The organism is Mycolicibacterium hodleri, assembly GCF_025822245.1.
GTDB classification, from domain to species: Bacteria; Actinomycetota; Actinomycetes; order Mycobacteriales; family Mycobacteriaceae; genus Mycobacterium; species Mycobacterium hodleri.
In genome coordinates this window covers 322,308-339,528 of sequence record NZ_JACKTL010000043.1, presented here as the reverse complement: position 1 = coordinate 339,528, position 17,221 = coordinate 322,308, and the positions used below count along the sequence as shown (strand labels likewise).

The following is a 17,221-nucleotide window of genomic DNA, read 5'->3' as shown; positions in this document are numbered from 1 at the left end:
CCGTGCACGTCCGCCGCTTTCGCCACTTCCGACTTCCACATCTGGCGTCCGCGGCGACTTATGATGCAGCCGTGTCGATCCCCGGTGAGCTGGAGCGGGCCCGCCACCTTGCCCTCGCCAGCGACGAGACGGCGGCCAAGGAGCTGCTGCTCTCCTTGATGCCGCTGATCGAAGAGGCCGACCGGGACGACTGGATGCTGGAGGCGCTGGCCCAGCTCGGCGAGCTCTACCTGGTCAGGACCGCCTACGACGGCGTCCGCGAAGCCGCCGTGCGCATCCGGGCGTGCCTCGCCGCGTACTCGTCCATCCTGGCGGGCACGGCTGCCGCGGACGTGGTGGAGCAGTCGACCTTGGCGCCCACCGAGACGCGGCACCTGATTCGTCGATACGGGCGCAGGGCCGGTTTCCTCGAGACCGGGCTCGCCGCGGCAATCGGCGACCACGAGGCAGCCGCGGCCGCCCTGGCCGCGCTCGACGACGGCGACACCGAATTCGCCGATCTGGCAACCGAACACGCCTACCTTCTGACCTACGCGCGCATCGTCTGCGCCGAGGGGTTGTGTGACGACGACTTGCACGTGCGATCGGTACGTCTTTGGGACGAGGTGATCCGACACGTCGAATCGTCCTCCGACAGCGGCGAATCGGAGGACAACCTGCGGGTGCTCGGTGGCATCGGATACGCCCGGTTCTGCATCGAGACCGGTCGTCTCGACGACGCCGAACCCTGGTTGCGCCGGGTCGAGGCCCGGGCCGCGGCCCGCGGCTGGGAGCTGGCGACGGCCCGCGCCCGGTTGGAACGCGGCGCCGCGAGCTGGTCGGCCGGTGACCGGGTCGCCACCGAGGCGCGGATGTACGAGGCCTATCCCGTGATTGCCCGCTACGCCAGGGCGAACGCCGTCTCCAGGTGCTGGCTGTTCTTCGGCCTGACCAGGTTGTCGGCCGGTGGGCTCAAGGCCGCCGACGAATGCTGGGAGCACGCCGAACGGCACTGGCGCGAGCTCGGGAAGCCCCTGCACATTCACCGTATCCTGTTGCAGCGCAGTTGGATCAGCATCTTTCGCGGCAGGCATGCCGAGGCGGTCGACATGGTGACGCAAGCGCGGGCCTGCCTCGACTCCTCACCCCGCAGCAGCTGGCTGGCCTACGCCCGCCTCGACGACCATCTCGGCAACATCCTGCGGGCCGAGGCCCTGGCCGACCTCGGATTCGACGGTGCCGGGCGCCCCGACGACGACTGGGAGGCCGCCGAGGCGAGGTACCAGGCGGGCGCGGGGACGACCAGGGCAGAGCGGGGCACCGACGAGCATCGTGCGGCGATGCAGAAGCTCGAGCGCGCAGCCGAACTCAAGGTGCCGGCGTCGCTCGCCGTCGACTCGGTGCGGTACTCCGTCGTCGACGCCGAAGCTCGGGCACAGTGGGCGACGTGCGTCTCGGCGCCGCTGCTGGCCGGCGCCTTCGCCGTCGCCCTGGAGTGGGAGAACTCCGACCTGATCAGCCAGCTGGTCGAATACCACAGTGCACGAGGCACCTTCAGCGCCGAGGCTCCCGACGCCGCCGCACTGGAGTGGTCGAGCGTGTCCACGGCCGCCGCCCCGATCACCGACGTCGACGAGTTGGCACTGGTTGCCGCCGGTCCGCCCATCAGCGACGGCACCGGGCTCTTGCGGCTGGGTCCACTGCCACCGCTGCGGATGGATCCGACCACGGGGCCGGTGCTCGACCGCTACCGGCAGCTGGCATTCGAACGCTACGGCCAGTGCGTCACCGCGGCCGAAGCGGTCTGGGAGACATGGCCATAACGGACACGACCCTGATCCTGCGGTTCGCCGACGTCGGGCCGGCCACGTACGCCAGTCTCCGGATCGTGGGGGACCCGTCGCGGACGGTGACGTGGGTGATTCACTCCGCTCAGATCCGTGACGCACTCGACGACCTTGCCGGGGCACTGCCCGAGCCGGTCGCGGCGGAGTCCGTCGCCGACGCGTTGGCCAGGGCCCTGGTGTCCGGGCCGTTCGCCGCCTCCGACACCGAGGAAGCCCTCGCCCGGCGACTCGGGTCGGTGCTGCTGTCCGAGCAGGCCTGGCGCGTGCTCGTCGACGGCGCCCACGCCCCCGGTGCGGCGCTCTTCATCTCTCCGAGCGCCAGGTTGGGGCGCGTGCCGTGGGGTCTGCTCGCCGTCCCCTTCGAGGGGAACGACCGCCGCCTGGTGGAGCTGGCCGACCTGCTGATGGCCGTGCCACCCAACATCGTGAACGCCCCCCGCCTGCGCACCACCTGGACCGAGCGCCGCCATCGATCACCCCTGCTGGTGCTCGACCCCCGCGTCCCGGGGCAGCGTCCCGACTCGGCGCTGGGCTCGGTTCTCGGCCGGCCGTCGCCGGATACGCTGCTGGCGCAGCACTTCGCCGACGGCGTGGCCACCCGACGCGTCCTGCCCGCGGTGGCCGAGTCGACCGCGCTGTTCCGCCGAACCGACGCCGACCGCGACTGGCTGGCCGCGATGCTGGCCGAGGAGCCCTGCCGTCTGCTCTACGTCGGGCACGCCAGTGCCGCCGAGGACCGGTTGGGGCGCGCCGATCAAGCGGCGCTGCACCTGGCGGAGGAGGATCCGCTGACTGCCGCGGCGATCATGTCGCGACGGCTGCCCCTGCCGCCCCGGGTCGCCCTGATCGCTTGCGCCTCCGGTGGGGACTACCGGTTCGACGAGGCGACGGGTTTGGTCGCGGCGATGGTGCTCTGCGGGGCCCAACTGGTGACGGCCACGCTGTGGTCCCTGCCGACGACGGCCGGCTATCGGCGGTTCGCCGGCGGCACGACGGACCCGATGGGGGAGCTGGTCGTGGCGGTCGACGATGCGCACGACGGCGATCGGGCAGGCCAGGCGGTGAACGAGTGGCAGCGGGAATGTCTGCGGCGCTGGCGTTCCGGAGACTCGACCGCGAGCCCGGTGTATTGGGCGGCGCTGGCGTCCTTCGCGGTGGACGGGGCGAGATGACCGCTCAGACGGGCGGCGTCGACGCCGACACCGCGTCCATGTCGTCGGCGAGCGAAAGCCGCCTTGGCGCGGCCGGATCGAACGTCACCAACAGCAGGAGACCTGGTCGCAGTTGACCCAGGGACGCACCGTCGGCGGGCGGCCGCAGGCTGCCGACGAAGTGCCGACCGGACGGGCACTCCACGTCCAGGGTCACCTGCTCGTCGACCGCGCGGACGGTGCCGATCCCGACCTCGGTGGGGTGGCGGGCCGGGTTCGCGCCCGGTTCGCTCAGCCCGCGGGACAACGGAATCCAGAGGATCACACCGCATGCGGCGGCGATCAGAAACACGGTGGTGGCGAGCAAGGCGTCGGACATGACGTCAGCCTCCTGGCCTCCACGACCTACCAATCCCAACTTCTGCGGGCCGTTTTCAGCACTCCGACGCCTATCCTCTCCACATGACCATCGCCGCTGACGTCGACGCCCGGGACGTCGTGGTGTTGCCGCGACGCTCGGTGATCGACGAAGCATGGCGCGCCATCGGTCCCGGCGTCGAGGTGCTCAGTGGCATCGACGGCGCCCCGCTGCGCCGCACCGTCAAGCGGATCCTCGACCCCTTGGTGTTGCGGCTGCGCACGAACCCCCAGTACTCCGCACCGGTGGTGACCCCGGAGACGGGTGCGGCAATGCGAACCTTGTTGGTGGCTGCCGCGCCCGAATTGCGCAACACCGCAGCATGGTTCGCGGTGTTGAAGCTCGAGCGGCGGCGACTGCGGATCACTGCGGGCAACGCCCAGGAGCTGTACTTTCCGATCTGCTACGAGCTCTCCGTCACCAGGGGTGCGCCGGTACCCGACGACCGCGACACCGCCGAGACGGTGCTGCGTGGCGTCCACGACGACCGCGACCGGACGGGCGTCGAGGTCCTCAACCGCCACCTCGACGACGACGTGGTGGCGCGGTTGGCCCGGCAGCTCGAGCTCAGTTGGCGCGACGTCCGACCCGGGAACAGCGTCGCCGGTCCGTTCCTGTCCGGCCTGACCACGGTCCTCGGCGACGCGACCGGTCACAACGCCGCGACGGCCCGCCAGCGGGTGTGGTCGGCGCTCGTCGCGGACGCGACGCCCTACGACGTCGGCGCGAGGGCCCACACCGACGCCGAAATCCCGTGGTCGATCGTCGACGTCGGACTCAGTTCCGTTGCCCCACAACCACCGCCGCCGGTGGTCACGGGACAGGACGGCGCGCCGCCGCTGAACCGCAGCGTGGTCGACAGGGTGCGCGCGACGCTGCGCCGGGCACTCGACCGCGACGGCTTGCCCGACATTCCGCTGCTGTGCGCCGAGGAAGTCGACAGGGCTTGCGCGCCATGGGGTTTGCTTGCCGAGGACAAGCAGGCAGCGCTCGTCGCCGGCGTCGAGGTCGCCGCCGACCTGGCCCCGCTCAGTGCGGACACCTCGACCCGATACGCGCTCTCTGGCGACATCCAGGCGCGGTTGCACAAGGAGGCCTACGTCATGCACGCCCGTCGCTATCTGGTCGAGGGCGGGCCGATGCATCCCCGCCAGCGCCAGGTGGTCGACGACCTCGCCGACTTCGCGAAACCGTACGTCAGGCGGCTCTGGGCGCGTCTGCACGGACGCGACGTATGGCAGGAGTCCTGCGGCGACGTCGACGACGTGCGCTCGTTGCTCCGGGGAGTCGCGAGGTCGGTCAACCTGGACCACCGCCAACGCATCAAGACCATGTTGGAACTGCAGGAGCACGAGGTGGCCCGATGAAGCTCGAGGCCCGGTCGGGCGGCTGGAGCGGTGGCCCGGTCGTTGCGGACGTGCCCGCGGTGGCGGTGCTCGAGGTCAGCGGCGCGGTGCTGGAGTGGACGGTGGACGACCCGGCCGGGGCGGCCGCCGCCCGCATGACGGTGACCGACGTCGCCGCCGCCGATTGGCTGTGGCGCGTGGTGGGTCCGACCGGCCACGCCGCCCTGGTGTCGGGCGCCGACGTGGCAGAGGTCGACGTCCGGGCCGAGGCGCTGGAACCGTTGCGGCGCCTGGCCGTCGGATACTGGCTGCGCCGATGGTGGCCCGAGAGCAGCCGCGACGGAATCGTGCGCCTCGACCCGTCGCTGCTCGACGGGGAGTTGGCCCTCCTGGTCAGCGCGGCGCAGGAGTTCTTCACCGAGGACACGCTGGACTCCGACGTCGAGGGTCTTCTCGCGCCGCACCGCGTGGCGCTGAGGGCGCTCGAAGACGGTGGCGACCCCCGGGTGCTCGACGTGGTGCGGGCATGCGTCGACCTGGCCGACGACGCGGGGGTGTGGCCGGCCGACCTCCCAGTGGCGCCGAGAGACGCGGTCACCGGCCGTCGGGAGGACTACGCGTTGGCCGCCGGTGCCGACGGCGACCGACGCCGGGGCGCGATCGCCACCGGCGTCGCGTCGGTGGACTGGGTGGCCGTACCGCCGCGGACATTCGACGCCGCCGAAGACACCGTCGAGTGGTCCGTCGACGCCACGGACGGCTCGGTGGTCGCCGCGGTGCGCGTCGCGGTGCTCGACGGGGCGTCCGCCGGGGGCATCGCCGTGCGATTACGCGCGGGCGCCGTCGGCGCCGCCGGAGTCCTCGACGCCACCGGGGCGGCTGCGCTACCGCTGGTGGACGACGGTGGCGACGCGATCACCGAGCTGCGGGCATGGGACCACGGGTGGTCGACCGCGACGGTGACCGTCGGCCCCGACCGTCCCGGCACCGCGGAGGCGGCGGCGCTGCGCCGGCGCGTCCGAGAGTTCGCCCGGGCGCGGCTGGCCCGTCCCGGATCCGACGCGTTCCTCGCCGAGATCCTCGCCGCCGAATCCGACTATTGAAGATGCGACGCCAGCGGGGTCGCTCCGGGCAGGCCCAGCCGCGGCGCCCCGGGCGTGCCGACCTGACCGGCCAGCCAGGGCAGCGCCGCGACGAACGCGCGGTCCGCGAACGGCCAGTCGTGCTTGCCGGGCTGCGTCACCACCGCGCACCGGATGCCGTTGGCCGTGCCGAGCGCGCACAGTGAGTTTGCGGCCGCCGCCTGGTCGCTGAGGTGGACCGCGGCGTCCTTGCCGCCGAGGCCGGTGCCGTTGGCGTTGACCGCCTCGACGACCGTCGGACCCGACGACGGTGTCGACCCGTTGACGGCGAACCACCCCGAGATGCCTTGGTAGCGACCATGCTTGGTCATCACGCTGGTGGGGTCGAAGGCGGCGTAGGCGGCGGTGCTGCCACCGAACAGCCGGTCGACGGTCTGCTTCTTGTTGCCGGAATTGGGGGCCAGGTCACCCGCGATGTCCTCGAACGTGGTGAACATGTCGGGGTGCATGGTGGCCAGGTCCACGGCGCACGTGCCGCCCATCGACCAGCCAACCAATCCCCAGTTGGCCCGATTGGTGCTCACGCCGTAGGTGGCCTCCATGAACGGCACCACGTCCTTGGTGAGGTGGTCGGCCGAGTTGCCGCGCGGGCCGTTGACGCATTCGGTGTCGTTGTTGAACGCACCGCCGGTGTCGACGAACACCAGGACCGGCGCGTTGCCGCCGTTCGCCGCGGCGTAGTCGTCGACGGTCTTGATGGCGTCGCCCGCCCGCAGCCAGTCACCGGGGGTGTTGAACTCACCACCGATCATCATCAGCGTCGGCAGGTGCGGGGCCGGGTTGGTCGCGAAGTACGCGGGCGGGAGGTACACCAGCTCACCGCGATGCTTGAAACCCGACGCCGACGAGTCGATGTTCACCGGCACCACGACGCCCTTGGTGGGCACCTGGTGCTTGGTCTGCATCGCCACGACGGTCGCCTGGTCGGCCTGGTCGGGCAGCGGCCCCTCGGTGAGCTGGTTCCATGCGGTCTGGACGGTGGGGAAGTAGCCGACCCAGAGATTCAAGGCCAACGCCGCGCACAGGGCCGACATCGGCAATCCCACGGCCGACGCCGTCCGACGGCGCCAACCGGCGTTGCGCCACCCGGCGACGAACACCACCGCCGCAAACCCCGTGACCACGATCCAAACCCACAGCAACTTGGGAGCAGGGTCGTCCGACATGCCCTGAGAGGCGATCACCCAGTAGGAGGTCGCGGCCATGGCCGCGCCGACGGCCACCGCCGCCGGCAACCACACGAGGCCCCACCGACGGCTCCGCCTGCAAACCGCGGCCACCAGAACGGCCACGGTGACGGCTTGGATCAGCAGCGGCAACCAGCCGTGCATCAACGAGAGGTGCTGTTGCCGAAAGTCCCCGGCGGCCAACCACGATGTCACGCCGTCATCGTGAACGGCGAAGCTGACGGTTGGCTGTGAAGCTCTTCATCGAGGCTTGGCCAGTGGGAAGGGAAGGGTCTCGCGGATGCTGCGCCCGGTGATCAACATGACGACTCGGTCGACGCCCATGCCCAGGCCACCGGTCGGCGGCATCGCATATTCCATGGCCTGGAGGAAGTCCTCGTCGAGTTCCATCGCCTCCGGGTCGCCGCCGGCGGCCAGCAACGACTGCTCCTGCAGTCGACGGCGTTGCTCGACGGGATCGGTCAACTCGCTGTAGGCAGTGCCCAATTCGACGCCCCAGGCCACCAGGTCCCACCGCTCAGCCACGCCGGGCAGGCTGCGGTGCGGCCGGGTCAGCGGCGAGACGGACGTCGGGAAGTCCTTGTAGAACGTCGGTCGCTCGGTGCGATCCTCGACCAGGTGCTCGTACATCTCGAGGACGACGGCCCCGGGATCCCAGTGCGTTTGGTACGGGATCTTCGCCGCGTCGGCGTAGCGCCGCAGCGTCCCCAGATCGGTGTCGGTTGCGACGTGTTCCCCGAGCGCCTCGGACACGGCGCCGTGCACGGTCTTGACGGCCCATTCGCCCGAGACGTCGACGGGCTCGAGCGTTCCGTCCTCCCGCGGCCGCATCACGACGTGGGCCCCGTTCGCGGCGAGGGCGGCGTTCTGAATCAGCTCCCGGCAGCCGTCGATCCACACGTTGTAGTCGGCATGCGCCTGATAGGCCTCCAGCAGCGTGAACTCCGGATTGTGACTGAAGTCGACGCCTTCGTTGCGGAACGCACGGCCCAGTTCGAAGACCCGCTCCACCCCGCCCACGCAGAGCCGCTTCAGGTAGAGCTCGGGTGCGATCCGCAGGTACAGCGCCAAGTCGTAGGCGTTGATGTGGGTGACGAACGGGCGGGCGTTCGCGCCGCCGTGGATCTGCTGCAGGATCGGCGTCTCGACTTCGAGGAAGTCCTTGGCGAACAACGTCTCTCGGATCGAGTGCAGAACCGCGCTGCGGGCTCTGATCAGGTCACGCGACTCGGTGTTGATGGCCAGGTCGACGTACCGGGTGCGCACCCGGGCTTCCTGGTCGGTCAACCCCTTCCACTTGTCGGGCAGCGGGCGAAGGCACTTTCCGATCAACCGCCACCTCTCGACGAGCAGCGACGGAGTGCCGGACTTGCTCGCACCCATGGTGCCGGTGACCTCGAGGAGGTCACCAAGGTCGACGGCGTTGGTGAATTCGGCGGTACCACCCTCGCTCAGCTGCGAATTGTCCAGCAGCAGTTGCACTTCGGCGGACCAGTCACGCAGGTCGGCGAACAGCACCGCACCGTAGTCCCGAAGGCGGAGCACTCGACCGGAGACCGATACGGTCTCGCCCGCGGTCTCGAGCGCCTGGGCGACGGTGTGGCTGGGCGCCTTGCCGACGGGGTAGGCGTCGATTCCCCGGTCCTGCAACGCCTTCAGCTTGGCCATCCGGACGCGGACCTGTTCGGGCAGTCGGTTGACGTGCTCGTCGGGAGGCCCGTCGAGTTCCAGCAGGGTCAGGTCTGGCGCGCTGCCGTCGGGATGCAGCCGGCCCGAGAGCACCAGCGCGTCCGGTGCCGCCGTGTGTTGTCCGGTGTGTTGCCCGGTGTGCTGTTCGGCTCGCCGGCTGAACGGCAGCACCAGGAAGCCCTCGGCGATCACCGACGCCACGCCGACGCGGGGGATGAGTCGGGCGTCCTCGTAGCAGGCGAAGCGAGGAACCCAATGGGGCATGTACTTCATGTTCGACCGGTAGAGCGTCTCCAGCTGCCACCAGCGGGAGAAGAACACCAGCAGTGCCCGCCACAGCCGCGCCACCGGACCGGCGCCCAGCTGCGCGCCCTCCTCGAACGCGGACCGGAACATGGCGAAGTTCAGCGAGATGCGGGTGATGCCGATGTCGGCGCCCTGCAGGCACAGTTCGCTGACCATCAGTTCGTTGGTGCCGTTGGGGGACTGGGGCGAACGCCGCATCAGGTCCAGCGAGGCGCCGTTGGTGCCCCACGGCACCAGCGACAGCATGGCCACCACGGTGTCCTGTCCGGCCACGCTCTCCTGCACGGCTTCGACCAGCATGCAGTCGCCGTCGGCCGGATCGCCAAGGCGTCCCAGTGCCATCGAGAAGCCGCGCTCGGTCTCGGTGTCGCGCCAGTCGTCGGCCCGTGCGATGACGTTCGCCATCTCCTCGGGGGTCAGGTCGCGGTGGCGTCGGATGCGGACGGTCAGCCCCGCGCGCCGGGCCCGGGTGACGGCCTGCCGCACGGGCTTCATGTCCGAGCCGGACAACTTGAACTTGTCGGGGTACAGAATCGCCTCGTCGCCAAGTTCGAGGGCGTTGAGCCCGGCCTCCCGGAACGCCTGGGCGGCAGCCGCACTCGCGCCCATCACGCCCGGCGCCCACCCGTAGTACTGGCACAGCGTCAGCCACGCCCCGATGGCGGCCGGCCACGATCGCGGGTCACCGAGGGGGTCGCCGCTGGCGAGGCAGACACCGACCTCCACGCGGTAGGTGATGGCGGCCCGCCCGTTCGGGGCGAACACCACCGACTTGTCGCGGCGGGTGGCGAAGTAGCCGAGGGAGTCGTTCTTTCCCCACACCTCGAGCATTCCGCGGATCGCCGACTCGTCCTCACCGGTGAGCGCGTTGGCCGCCCGTTGCGACTGGAACAGCACGACGGCGGCGACCATCAGCGCCACGGCGCCGAACAGGCCGAGCAGTGCGTTGACGAAGACGTGCGGGTGGTGGCCGTCGAATGCGTCGGCGTCGACCCCGGCGAACACGACGACGCGGTTGGCCGCGTAGGGCAGTCGTTCGTCGCGCTCCAGCGAACCGGGGAACATCTCCAACAGTCCCCAGCCGACGACGATGCCGACCGCCATCCCGGCCGCCAGCGTCGCGGCGGCCTTGATCAGTGCGCCGCGTCGCACCCGCGCCCAGAACTCCTTGCGCGCCAGCACCAGGAAGGCGATCGCCGCGACGTGGAATACGAGGCCGATCACCTCGCCGATGTCCTCCATCACCGACTCGGGACCGGTGGAGAGGTCGCCGACGTTCCAGCCGATCGCGGCGACCATGTAGAGCACGAGGATCCACCACGCGACGCTCTTGCGGGCCGCAAGCGCGGCGGCCAGCAGGGCGAGGACGAACGCCCAGGCGAAGCTGGTGTCGGGGAAGTTGAAGATGTAGTCGTTGACCCACTCGCGCGGCACCCTGATGACCCATCGCACCAACGGCGAAATGCTGGCGATCAACGACAGCGTCGCGATGATGCCGACGAGCCACCCCGCGGCCGCGGGCACCCATCGGAAGGTCGACGTTCGATGCTGCTTCGGCGTAGTCAGCGTCATAGGCCGCGACAATATTCGCTCAACCCGCGAAAGTGTTGGCAGTGGCTACCAGACGGGGCCGGTGAACTTCTCGCCCGGACCCTGGCCGGGCTCCTCGGGAAAGGCGGAGGACTCGCGGAACGCCAGCTGCAACTGCTTGAGGCCGTCCCGCACCGGCCCGGCGTGCGGGCCCAGGTACTCCACCGACGCCTTCACCAGGCCGGCCAGCGCCGTGATCAGCCTGCGGGCCTCGTCCAGGTCGCGGTGCGGGGACTCGTCGGGGTCGTCCTCCGACAGCCCGAGCTTCTCGGCGGCGGCACTCATCAGCATCACGGCCGCCCTGGTGATCACTTCGACGGCGGGAATCTCGGCGAGTTCGCGGACGGTTGGTTCGGCGGTGTCTTCGGGGAGTTCGGGAACCTCGGTCATGCCTGTTAGACTGGCACGTGCGACCGTCCCGGCCTACGCCAGGACAGCAAGTGGAGTCCCGCTCCCACCGTTGACCGTCCAGGTACAGCGGTCCGGTCACAGACACCGAGAGGTGTGTGTTCTGCGTTTTGCGCAGGCGACGCAAGTCGTGATCGGTCGGCATCGGGCCCTGTCATGTACAGGGCCTTTTCGCTCTGTTGGGCGATGGCTGATGGCGTGGACTCCTCGAAGACTACATAGGAGGCCCCATCAGCACTGAGACCCGCATCAACGAGCGCATACGTGTACCTGAAGTCCGTCTGATCGGACCGAACGGTGAGCAGGTAGGCATCGTGCGCATCGAAGATGCACTCCGCGTCGCCGCGGATGCCGATCTCGACCTCGTCGAAGTTGCTCCGGCTGCGAAGCCGCCAGTCTGCAAGATCATGGACTACGGCAAGTTCAAGTACGAGACGGCACTCAAGGAGCGCGAGTCTCGCAAGAACCAGCAGCAGACCGTCGTCAAGGAACAGAAGCTGCGACCCAAGATCGACGACCACGACTACGAGACCAAGAAGGGTCACGTCGTCCGCTTCCTCGAGGCGGGGTCGAAGGTCAAGGTGACCATCATGTTCCGCGGACGCGAGCAGTCGCGGCCCGAACTTGGCTACCGCCTCTTGCAGCGGCTCGGCGCCGACGTGGCCGACTACGGCTTCGTCGAGACGTCCGCCAAGCAAGACGGTCGCAACATGACGATGGTGCTGGCACCTCACCGCGGCGCCAAGACCAAGGCCCGAGCGGCACACGACGCCGCTGCACCTCAGGCGCAGCGTGCGGCCCCCGCTCCCGCCGAGCCGGCTGCGGCACCGCCGAGTGACGCTCCACCAGCTCCAACCACGACCTGATCCACCACTAGAACCGAGGACTCCATGCCCAAGGCCAAGACCCACAGCGGCGCTTCCAAGCGCTTCCGGAAGACCGGCACCGGAAAGATCGTGCGCCAGAAGGCCGGTCGCCGACACCTTCTCGAGCACAAGGCGACCAAGCGCACCCGCAGGCTCGACGGCCGCACCGTGGTGGCGGACAACGACGCCAAGCGCATCAACAAGATGCTCAACGGCTGACCTGACTTGCCTGCTGAACGTCTTGCAGGCTCCCCACCCCTGACCCGCTCGAGATAGGAACACCCCATGGCACGCGTCAAGCGCGCACTAAACGCCCAAAAGAAGCGGCGTACCGTACTGAAGGCTTCGAAGGGCTACCGCGGCCAGCGGTCGCGGCTCTACCGCAAGGCCAAGGAGCAGCAGCTCCACTCGTTGACCTACGCCTACCGTGACCGCAAGGCTCGCAAGGGCGACTTCCGCAAGCTGTGGATCACGCGCATCAACGCCGCGGCCCGCGCCAACGGGATCACCTACAACCGGTTGATCCAGGGCCTGAAGCTGGCCGGCGTCGAGGTCGACCGCAAGAACCTGTCCGAGATCGCGATCAGCGACGAGGCCGCGTTCACCGCCCTGGTCGAGGTCGCCAAGGCCGCTCTGCCCGAAGACGTGAACGCACCGTCGGGCGAAGCCGCCTGACACCGCTGACCGAGAAGTCCAATCGGGTAGCTGCCGCGGTCAAGCTGCAGCGTCCGAGCGGACGCCGCCACGCCGCACGCTTTCTCGCCGAAGGTGCCAACCTCGTCGAGTCTGCGTTGCGGCGTGGTCTCGTCGACGAGGTGTTCGTCACCGAGGACGCCGCCGAGCGGTTCGGTGAGCTGCTGGTCGGCGCTCCCATTCAGCTGGTGACCGAACGCGGCGCAAAGGCGTTGTCGGACACCGTCACTCCCGTCGGGCTGGTGGCCGTCTGCCGAATGCCCGAGGCGTCGCTGGCGGACGTGCTTGCGTCGCCGCGATTGGTGGCCGTCGCAGTGGACACCGCCGATCCCGGGAACGCCGGCACGATGATTCGACTTGCCGACGCGATGGGTGCCGACGCCCTCGTCTTGGCCGGCGAGGGTGTCGATCCGTACAACGCGAAGTGCCTGCGGGCCTCGGCAGGCAGCATCTTCTCCGTGCCGGTCGTCGACGCGCCGGACACCCTTGCGCTCATCTCGGAACTGGTGAACGCCGAATTGGTCGTGATGGCAGCGACTCTCGACGGCGAGCGGGCACTCGACGAGATGAACCTCGACGTGCCGACCGCCTGGCTGTTCGGTTCGGAGGCTCACGGGCTGCCAGTCGACGTCGCCGCGGCGGCCGACGTACGCGTCCGGATCCCGATGCGGGGGAGTGCGGAGAGCCTCAACGTGGCTGCCGCCGCGGCGATCTGCCTGTACGAGAGTTCGCGGGCTAGCCGCTGAGCAGGCCCCGCGCGACGTGGGTGATCTGCACTTCGTTGCTCCCCGCGTAGATCATCAGCGACTTGGCGTCGCGCGCCAACTGCTCGACGCGGTACTCCGTCATGTAGCCGTTGCCACCGAAGATCTGAACGGCCTCCATGGCGACGTCGGTCGCCGCCTGCGAGCAGTACCACTTCATCGCCGAGGCCTCGGGCAGTGAGATCGACGTCCCCGACTGGGCGGCCTCGATGACGCGGAACAGCATGTTGCGCACGTTCATCCGAGCGACTTCCATGCTCGCCAGCTTGAGCTGGATGAGCTGGAACTGGCCGATCTCCTGACCCCACAGCGTGCGTGACTTCGCGTAGTCGACGCAGAGCCGCAGGCACTCCTCGATAACGCCGAGCGCCATTGCGGCGACGCCGATGCGTTCGGCCGAGAAGTTGGAGCGGGCGCTGTCGCGGCCGTCGCCCTTGTCGTTGTCCTCGGTCTCGCCCAGCAGCCGGTCGCGGCCCAGGCGCACGTCGTGGAAGAACAGTTCGCCGGTCCGCGAGCTGTGAATGCCCATCTTGCGGAAGGGTTTCGACTGCACGAAGCCGTCCATCCCCTTGTCGAGGACGAAGGTCAGCACCTTGCGGTCGCGCTTGCTCGCGCCGTCCTTCTCGTCCAGCTTCGCATAGACCACGGTCACGTCGGCGTCGGGACCGTTGGTGATGAACGTCTTCTGCCCGTTGAGGACGTAGTCGTCCCCGTCGCGAACCACGTAGGACTTCATGCCGCCGAACGCGTCGGAACCCGAGTCCGGCTCGGTGATCGCCCACGCGCCGATCTTCTCGTAGGTGACGAGCCCGGGCAGCCAGCGTTCCTGTTGCGCGAGCGTGCCGCGCGACGCGATCGTCGGAACGGTCAGACCGAGGCTGACGCCCACTCCCGTCACCAGACCCATGCTGACCCGGCACAATTCGCTGATCAGTACGAAACCCATGCCGGCCTGCGCACCGCCGCCGCCGAACATGCCGCCCGATGATCCACCACTGGGGGAGGCACCGCCGCCCTCGCGCATCGCGGCCAGTCGCTTCTCCAGCGATTCCCTGGCCATCGCGTCGATGCCGAAGGTGGAGAACAACTTCTGGATGACCGGGTAGGGCGCCATGTCGCCGCTCTCCAGGTCGTCGACGTGCGGGCGGACCTCCCGGTCGACGAAATCTCGGACCGCGTCGCGGACGGCGACGTCGACGTCTGACCATTCGAGCATGTTTCGGGCAGCCCTTCGTGGTTCGCGCCGACCGCGCGCCGGGCGCAGGCCTGCGAGGGAGAACGTATCGTGCACCAGCGAGCCGGCGCGTCTCCCCAACGTATGCGTGACAACGCACGTTGTCCACGACTGTGTGACGGTCGGCCGCGTACCGCATCCAGTCGGTTGTGAGCCACACCCTAGAGCCGCCGCCGGGGCGGACACCTAGTCTGGACGACGTGGCTGCCGAATCGTTCGAGGAACGGTCCGGCGACGGCGGCCCGCTGCGCTGGTTGAAGAGGGCCAACCACGACGACGGCCTCGTCGCCCTCGTCAGACGTGCCCGTCGGGCGCTGCCCGGCGACCCGGACTTCGGGGATCCCCTGTCCGCGGCCGGGGTCGGTGGCCCACGGGCGGCGGCGCGAGCGGCAGACCGCATCTTGGACCGCCACGCCGCGTCCCGCGAAGTCAGCCTGGCGGGCCTGCAGGTATGGCAGGCGTTGACCGAACGCGTGTCGGGTCAGCCCGCCAACCGCGAGGTGACGCTGGTGTTCACCGATCTGGTCGGATACTCCGATTGGTCGCTCCGTGCCGGGGACGACGCCGCACTCAAGTTGGTACGGCGGGTCACCCAGGTGACGGAGCCACCCCTGCTGGAGGCCGGCGGGCAGATCGTCAAGCGGATGGGGGACGGCGCGATGGCGGTCTTCCGCGATCCGGCCACCGCGGTCGGTGCGGTGTTGACCGCCCTGGACGCCGTCAAAACCGTTGAGGTGGGCGGTTTTACGCCGATGATGCGGGCCGGCATCCACACCGGCCGGCCGCAACGGATCGGGTCGGACTGGCTGGGGGTCGACGTCAACGTGGCCGCACGGGTGATGGACCGCGCGACCAGGGGTGGACTGGTGGTGTCCAACGCGACCCTTGCGGGCATCTCCGACGAGGACTTCGAATCCTTGGGCATCACGGTCAAACGGGTACGCAAGCCCCTCTTCTCCACGAAGGCACCGGGCGTGCCCGACGATCTCGTGATGTATTGGGTGAAGACCCGCAGGGATTTGCCAGGTACGGACGCGGTCGACGCCGAGGCGCCGGGGGCATAGTCGGTGCCGATGGTGCACGCGATGTTCGCTCGACTGGCCCGCGTCCGGGTGACCGTGGGCTATGCCGTCGTGCTGCTCGTCGTCACGGCGACCCTCGTCGAACTCGATCCCGCGGTTCAGGACCGCGTCATCCTGCACGCCAGTACCAACCTGCACAACCTGCGGCACGGGCACGTCGGGACCTTGCTCGGCAGTGCCTTCGTCGTCGACGCGGGCCCGGTCCTCGTCTGGCTGCCGGGCCTGGTGTGTCTGCTCGCGCTGGGCGAACTGCTCTGGCGCAGTCGCCGACTGATGGTGGCGTTCGCGGTGGGGCACGTCGGTGCGACGCTGTTGGTGGCCGCCGGACTGTGGGCGGCCGTGAGCCACGGCTGGTTGCCCAGAAGCCTCACCCGCGCAACCGACGTCGGAATGAGCTACGGCGCAACGGCGGTGCTCGGTGCCCTCACCCCGACGATTCCCCGGCGCTGGCGACCGGCGTGGATTGGCTGGTGGCTCGCCGTCGCGGTGACGGCCGTCGTCGCCGGCGCCGACTTCAGCAATGTCGGCCACCTTCTGGCGCTGATGCTGGGCATGCTGGTCGCGACGTGGTTCGGTGCCCCACATCCGTGGACCCAGCCGTTGGTCGTGTTACTGATGGTCGCCGCGGCGTTCGGGCTCCTGGTCATCGCGAGCGACCCGGGCACCATGGTCCCGGCCGTCGTCGCCGGCCTCGCCGGGGCGATGCTCGGCCTGGTCTGCACGCTCGTCGGGGAACTGCGGAAGGTCTCGGACCAGCCCGTCAGCAGCTGAACCGGAGGCCGATGTCCGCCGGCGGGGCCGCCTTCTGCAGGCACCCGAACGGCACGACGCCACGGGCGCTCAACGCGACTGCCGTCTGGTGGGCGTAGTCGACGCAAAACAGGCCCGCCGCGTCCGCGCGGCACCGGTAGTCACCGAACGCCAGGCTCCGGCCGACCGGCAGTTCGGCACCCGTTCCGTCGCGAAACGGTCCCGGGTCACCGTGCGGCGACCCGACGTCGACGGTCGGGCCCGTGAAGTCCACCCAGTTGGGCTTCCACGCCGTCTCGATGCCGGCGGGCCGCGCCGGTGGATCGGCCAACTTCACCAGGCACGCCAACGCACCGTCCCGATGGCGGTTGGTGACGCAGTTGGTTTCGGCCCCCGCCGTGGTGAACGCGACGTCGTCGCCCAGATCGGTCTTCTCACCGCCCCGGGTCATCGCGTGGTAGCCCGCGACGTCGGCGGGCGTGGCGGCCTCGATCCACCCGATGACGTCGGCGATCGCCGCACCCGGCCGGGGAGAACCACTGGCGGCCGGCGACGGTGTCGTGGTCCGACTCGACGTCGGAGTCGGGGTCGTCGCGCTCGACGTGCCGGTGGCGGACGGGGATCCGGTGCCGTCGGCCGGCCCGCCCGCACCACCCGAACAGCCCGCCACCAGCGCAGATACGGCGACCAGCAGGGCAATTCGCATGACGACCAGGGTAGCGGTCGCAATTCGCCCGGCCCGTCGGGCACGTCGGGAGCCAGGTTCTTC

Annotated in this window: 16 protein-coding genes; 10 read left to right on the top strand and 6 right to left on the bottom strand. The window is 69.6% G+C overall.

Translation table 11 applies throughout. The features are described from left to right. Positions 1-71: 71 nt before the first annotated feature. Positions 72-1,802 carry a hypothetical protein gene (locus tag H7J06_RS20070; RefSeq protein ID WP_264040789.1) on the top strand — a complete coding sequence of 577 codons (1,731 nt, stop codon included), beginning with the start codon at positions 72-74 and terminating at the stop codon, positions 1,800-1,802. Next, a complete protein-coding gene (locus H7J06_RS20065) occupies positions 1,793-2,998 on the top strand; it encodes a CHAT domain-containing protein (RefSeq protein ID WP_264040788.1) in 1,206 nt (401 codons plus the stop codon). The genes H7J06_RS20070 and H7J06_RS20065 overlap by 10 nt, the downstream gene beginning before the upstream one ends. Before the next feature lie 4 nt (positions 2,999-3,002). Here the strand turns inward: H7J06_RS20065 and H7J06_RS20060 are convergent, their stop codons facing one another. Beyond that, entirely contained in the window at positions 3,003-3,356 is a 354-nt protein-coding gene (locus H7J06_RS20060) for a hypothetical protein (RefSeq protein WP_264040787.1), read from the bottom strand. Positions 3,357-3,439: 83 nt separating this feature from the next. Here H7J06_RS20060 and H7J06_RS20055 point away from each other — a divergent pair, with 83 nt between their 5' ends. Together H7J06_RS20055 and H7J06_RS20050 are read left to right on the top strand one after the other, a co-directional pair. Beyond that, entirely contained in the window at positions 3,440-4,762 is a 1,323-nt protein-coding gene (locus H7J06_RS20055; RefSeq protein WP_264040786.1) for a hypothetical protein, read from the top strand. Then, positions 4,759-5,844, top strand: a complete 1,086-nt coding sequence (locus tag H7J06_RS20050) for a hypothetical protein (RefSeq protein WP_264040784.1) — start codon at positions 4,759-4,761, stop codon at positions 5,842-5,844. Before H7J06_RS20055 ends, H7J06_RS20050 begins: the two co-directional genes overlap by 4 nt. Here the strand turns inward: H7J06_RS20050 and H7J06_RS20045 are convergent. From H7J06_RS20045 to H7J06_RS20035, 3 genes are all read right to left on the bottom strand, one after another. Beyond that, on the bottom strand, positions 5,838-7,214 hold the full coding sequence (locus H7J06_RS20045; protein WP_264040875.1) for an alpha/beta hydrolase: 1,377 nt from the start codon (positions 7,212-7,214) through the stop codon (positions 5,838-5,840). The two genes, H7J06_RS20050 and H7J06_RS20045, sit on opposite strands and share 7 nt — an antisense overlap. A gap of 96 nt (positions 7,215-7,310) precedes the next feature. Next, on the bottom strand, positions 7,311-10,637 hold the full coding sequence (gene lysX / locus H7J06_RS20040) for a bifunctional lysylphosphatidylglycerol synthetase/lysine--tRNA ligase LysX (protein ID WP_264040783.1): 3,327 nt from the start codon (positions 10,635-10,637) through the stop codon (positions 7,311-7,313). Between the two features lie 45 nt (positions 10,638-10,682). After that, the gene (locus H7J06_RS20035; protein WP_149482076.1) at positions 10,683-11,045 is read right to left on the bottom strand and encodes a DUF1844 domain-containing protein; all 363 of its coding nucleotides are present in this window, start codon (positions 11,043-11,045) and stop codon (positions 10,683-10,685) included. A 248-nt stretch (positions 11,046-11,293) separates the two neighbouring features. On the opposite strand from H7J06_RS20035, the gene infC reads away from it, so the two are divergent. The 4 genes from infC to H7J06_RS20015 all read left to right on the top strand — a co-directional run bounded on the left by infC (position 11,294) and on the right by H7J06_RS20015 (position 13,368). Beyond that, complete coding sequence (infC, locus tag H7J06_RS20030) at positions 11,294-11,929, top strand: translation initiation factor IF-3 (RefSeq protein WP_264040874.1); 636 nt, start codon at positions 11,294-11,296, stop codon at positions 11,927-11,929. 24 nt (positions 11,930-11,953) lie between these two features. Then, positions 11,954-12,148 carry a 50S ribosomal protein L35 gene (gene rpmI, locus H7J06_RS20025; RefSeq protein ID WP_264040782.1) on the top strand — a complete coding sequence of 65 codons (195 nt, stop codon included), beginning with the start codon at positions 11,954-11,956 and terminating at the stop codon, positions 12,146-12,148. A gap of 66 nt (positions 12,149-12,214) precedes the next feature. Next, positions 12,215-12,604: a 50S ribosomal protein L20 gene (gene rplT, locus H7J06_RS20020; protein WP_149482073.1), complete on the top strand. Its 390-nt coding sequence runs from the start codon at positions 12,215-12,217 to the stop codon at positions 12,602-12,604. Beyond that, positions 12,601-13,368, top strand: a complete 768-nt coding sequence (locus H7J06_RS20015) for a TrmH family RNA methyltransferase (RefSeq protein ID WP_264040873.1) — start codon at positions 12,601-12,603, stop codon at positions 13,366-13,368. Before rplT ends, H7J06_RS20015 begins: the two co-directional genes overlap by 4 nt. Here the strand turns inward: H7J06_RS20015 and H7J06_RS20010 are convergent. Next, complete coding sequence (locus H7J06_RS20010; RefSeq protein ID WP_264040781.1) at positions 13,358-14,602, bottom strand: acyl-CoA dehydrogenase family protein; 1,245 nt, start codon at positions 14,600-14,602, stop codon at positions 13,358-13,360. The genes H7J06_RS20015 and H7J06_RS20010 overlap by 11 nt on opposite strands. A 209-nt stretch (positions 14,603-14,811) precedes the next feature. Between H7J06_RS20010 and H7J06_RS20005 the strand changes: the two genes are divergently transcribed. Together H7J06_RS20005 and H7J06_RS20000 are read left to right on the top strand one after the other, a co-directional pair. Next, a complete protein-coding gene (locus tag H7J06_RS20005) occupies positions 14,812-15,684 on the top strand; it encodes an adenylate/guanylate cyclase domain-containing protein (RefSeq protein ID WP_275079666.1) in 873 nt (290 codons plus the stop codon). A 12-nt stretch (positions 15,685-15,696) separates the two neighbouring features. Then, a complete protein-coding gene (locus tag H7J06_RS20000; protein ID WP_372515365.1) occupies positions 15,697-16,473 on the top strand; it encodes a rhomboid-like protein in 777 nt (258 codons plus the stop codon). Here the strand turns inward: H7J06_RS20000 and H7J06_RS19995 are convergent. Continuing rightward, complete coding sequence (locus H7J06_RS19995) at positions 16,463-17,158, bottom strand: hypothetical protein (protein ID WP_264040779.1); 696 nt, start codon at positions 17,156-17,158, stop codon at positions 16,463-16,465. The genes H7J06_RS20000 and H7J06_RS19995 overlap by 11 nt on opposite strands. Positions 17,159-17,221 lie beyond the last annotated feature (63 nt).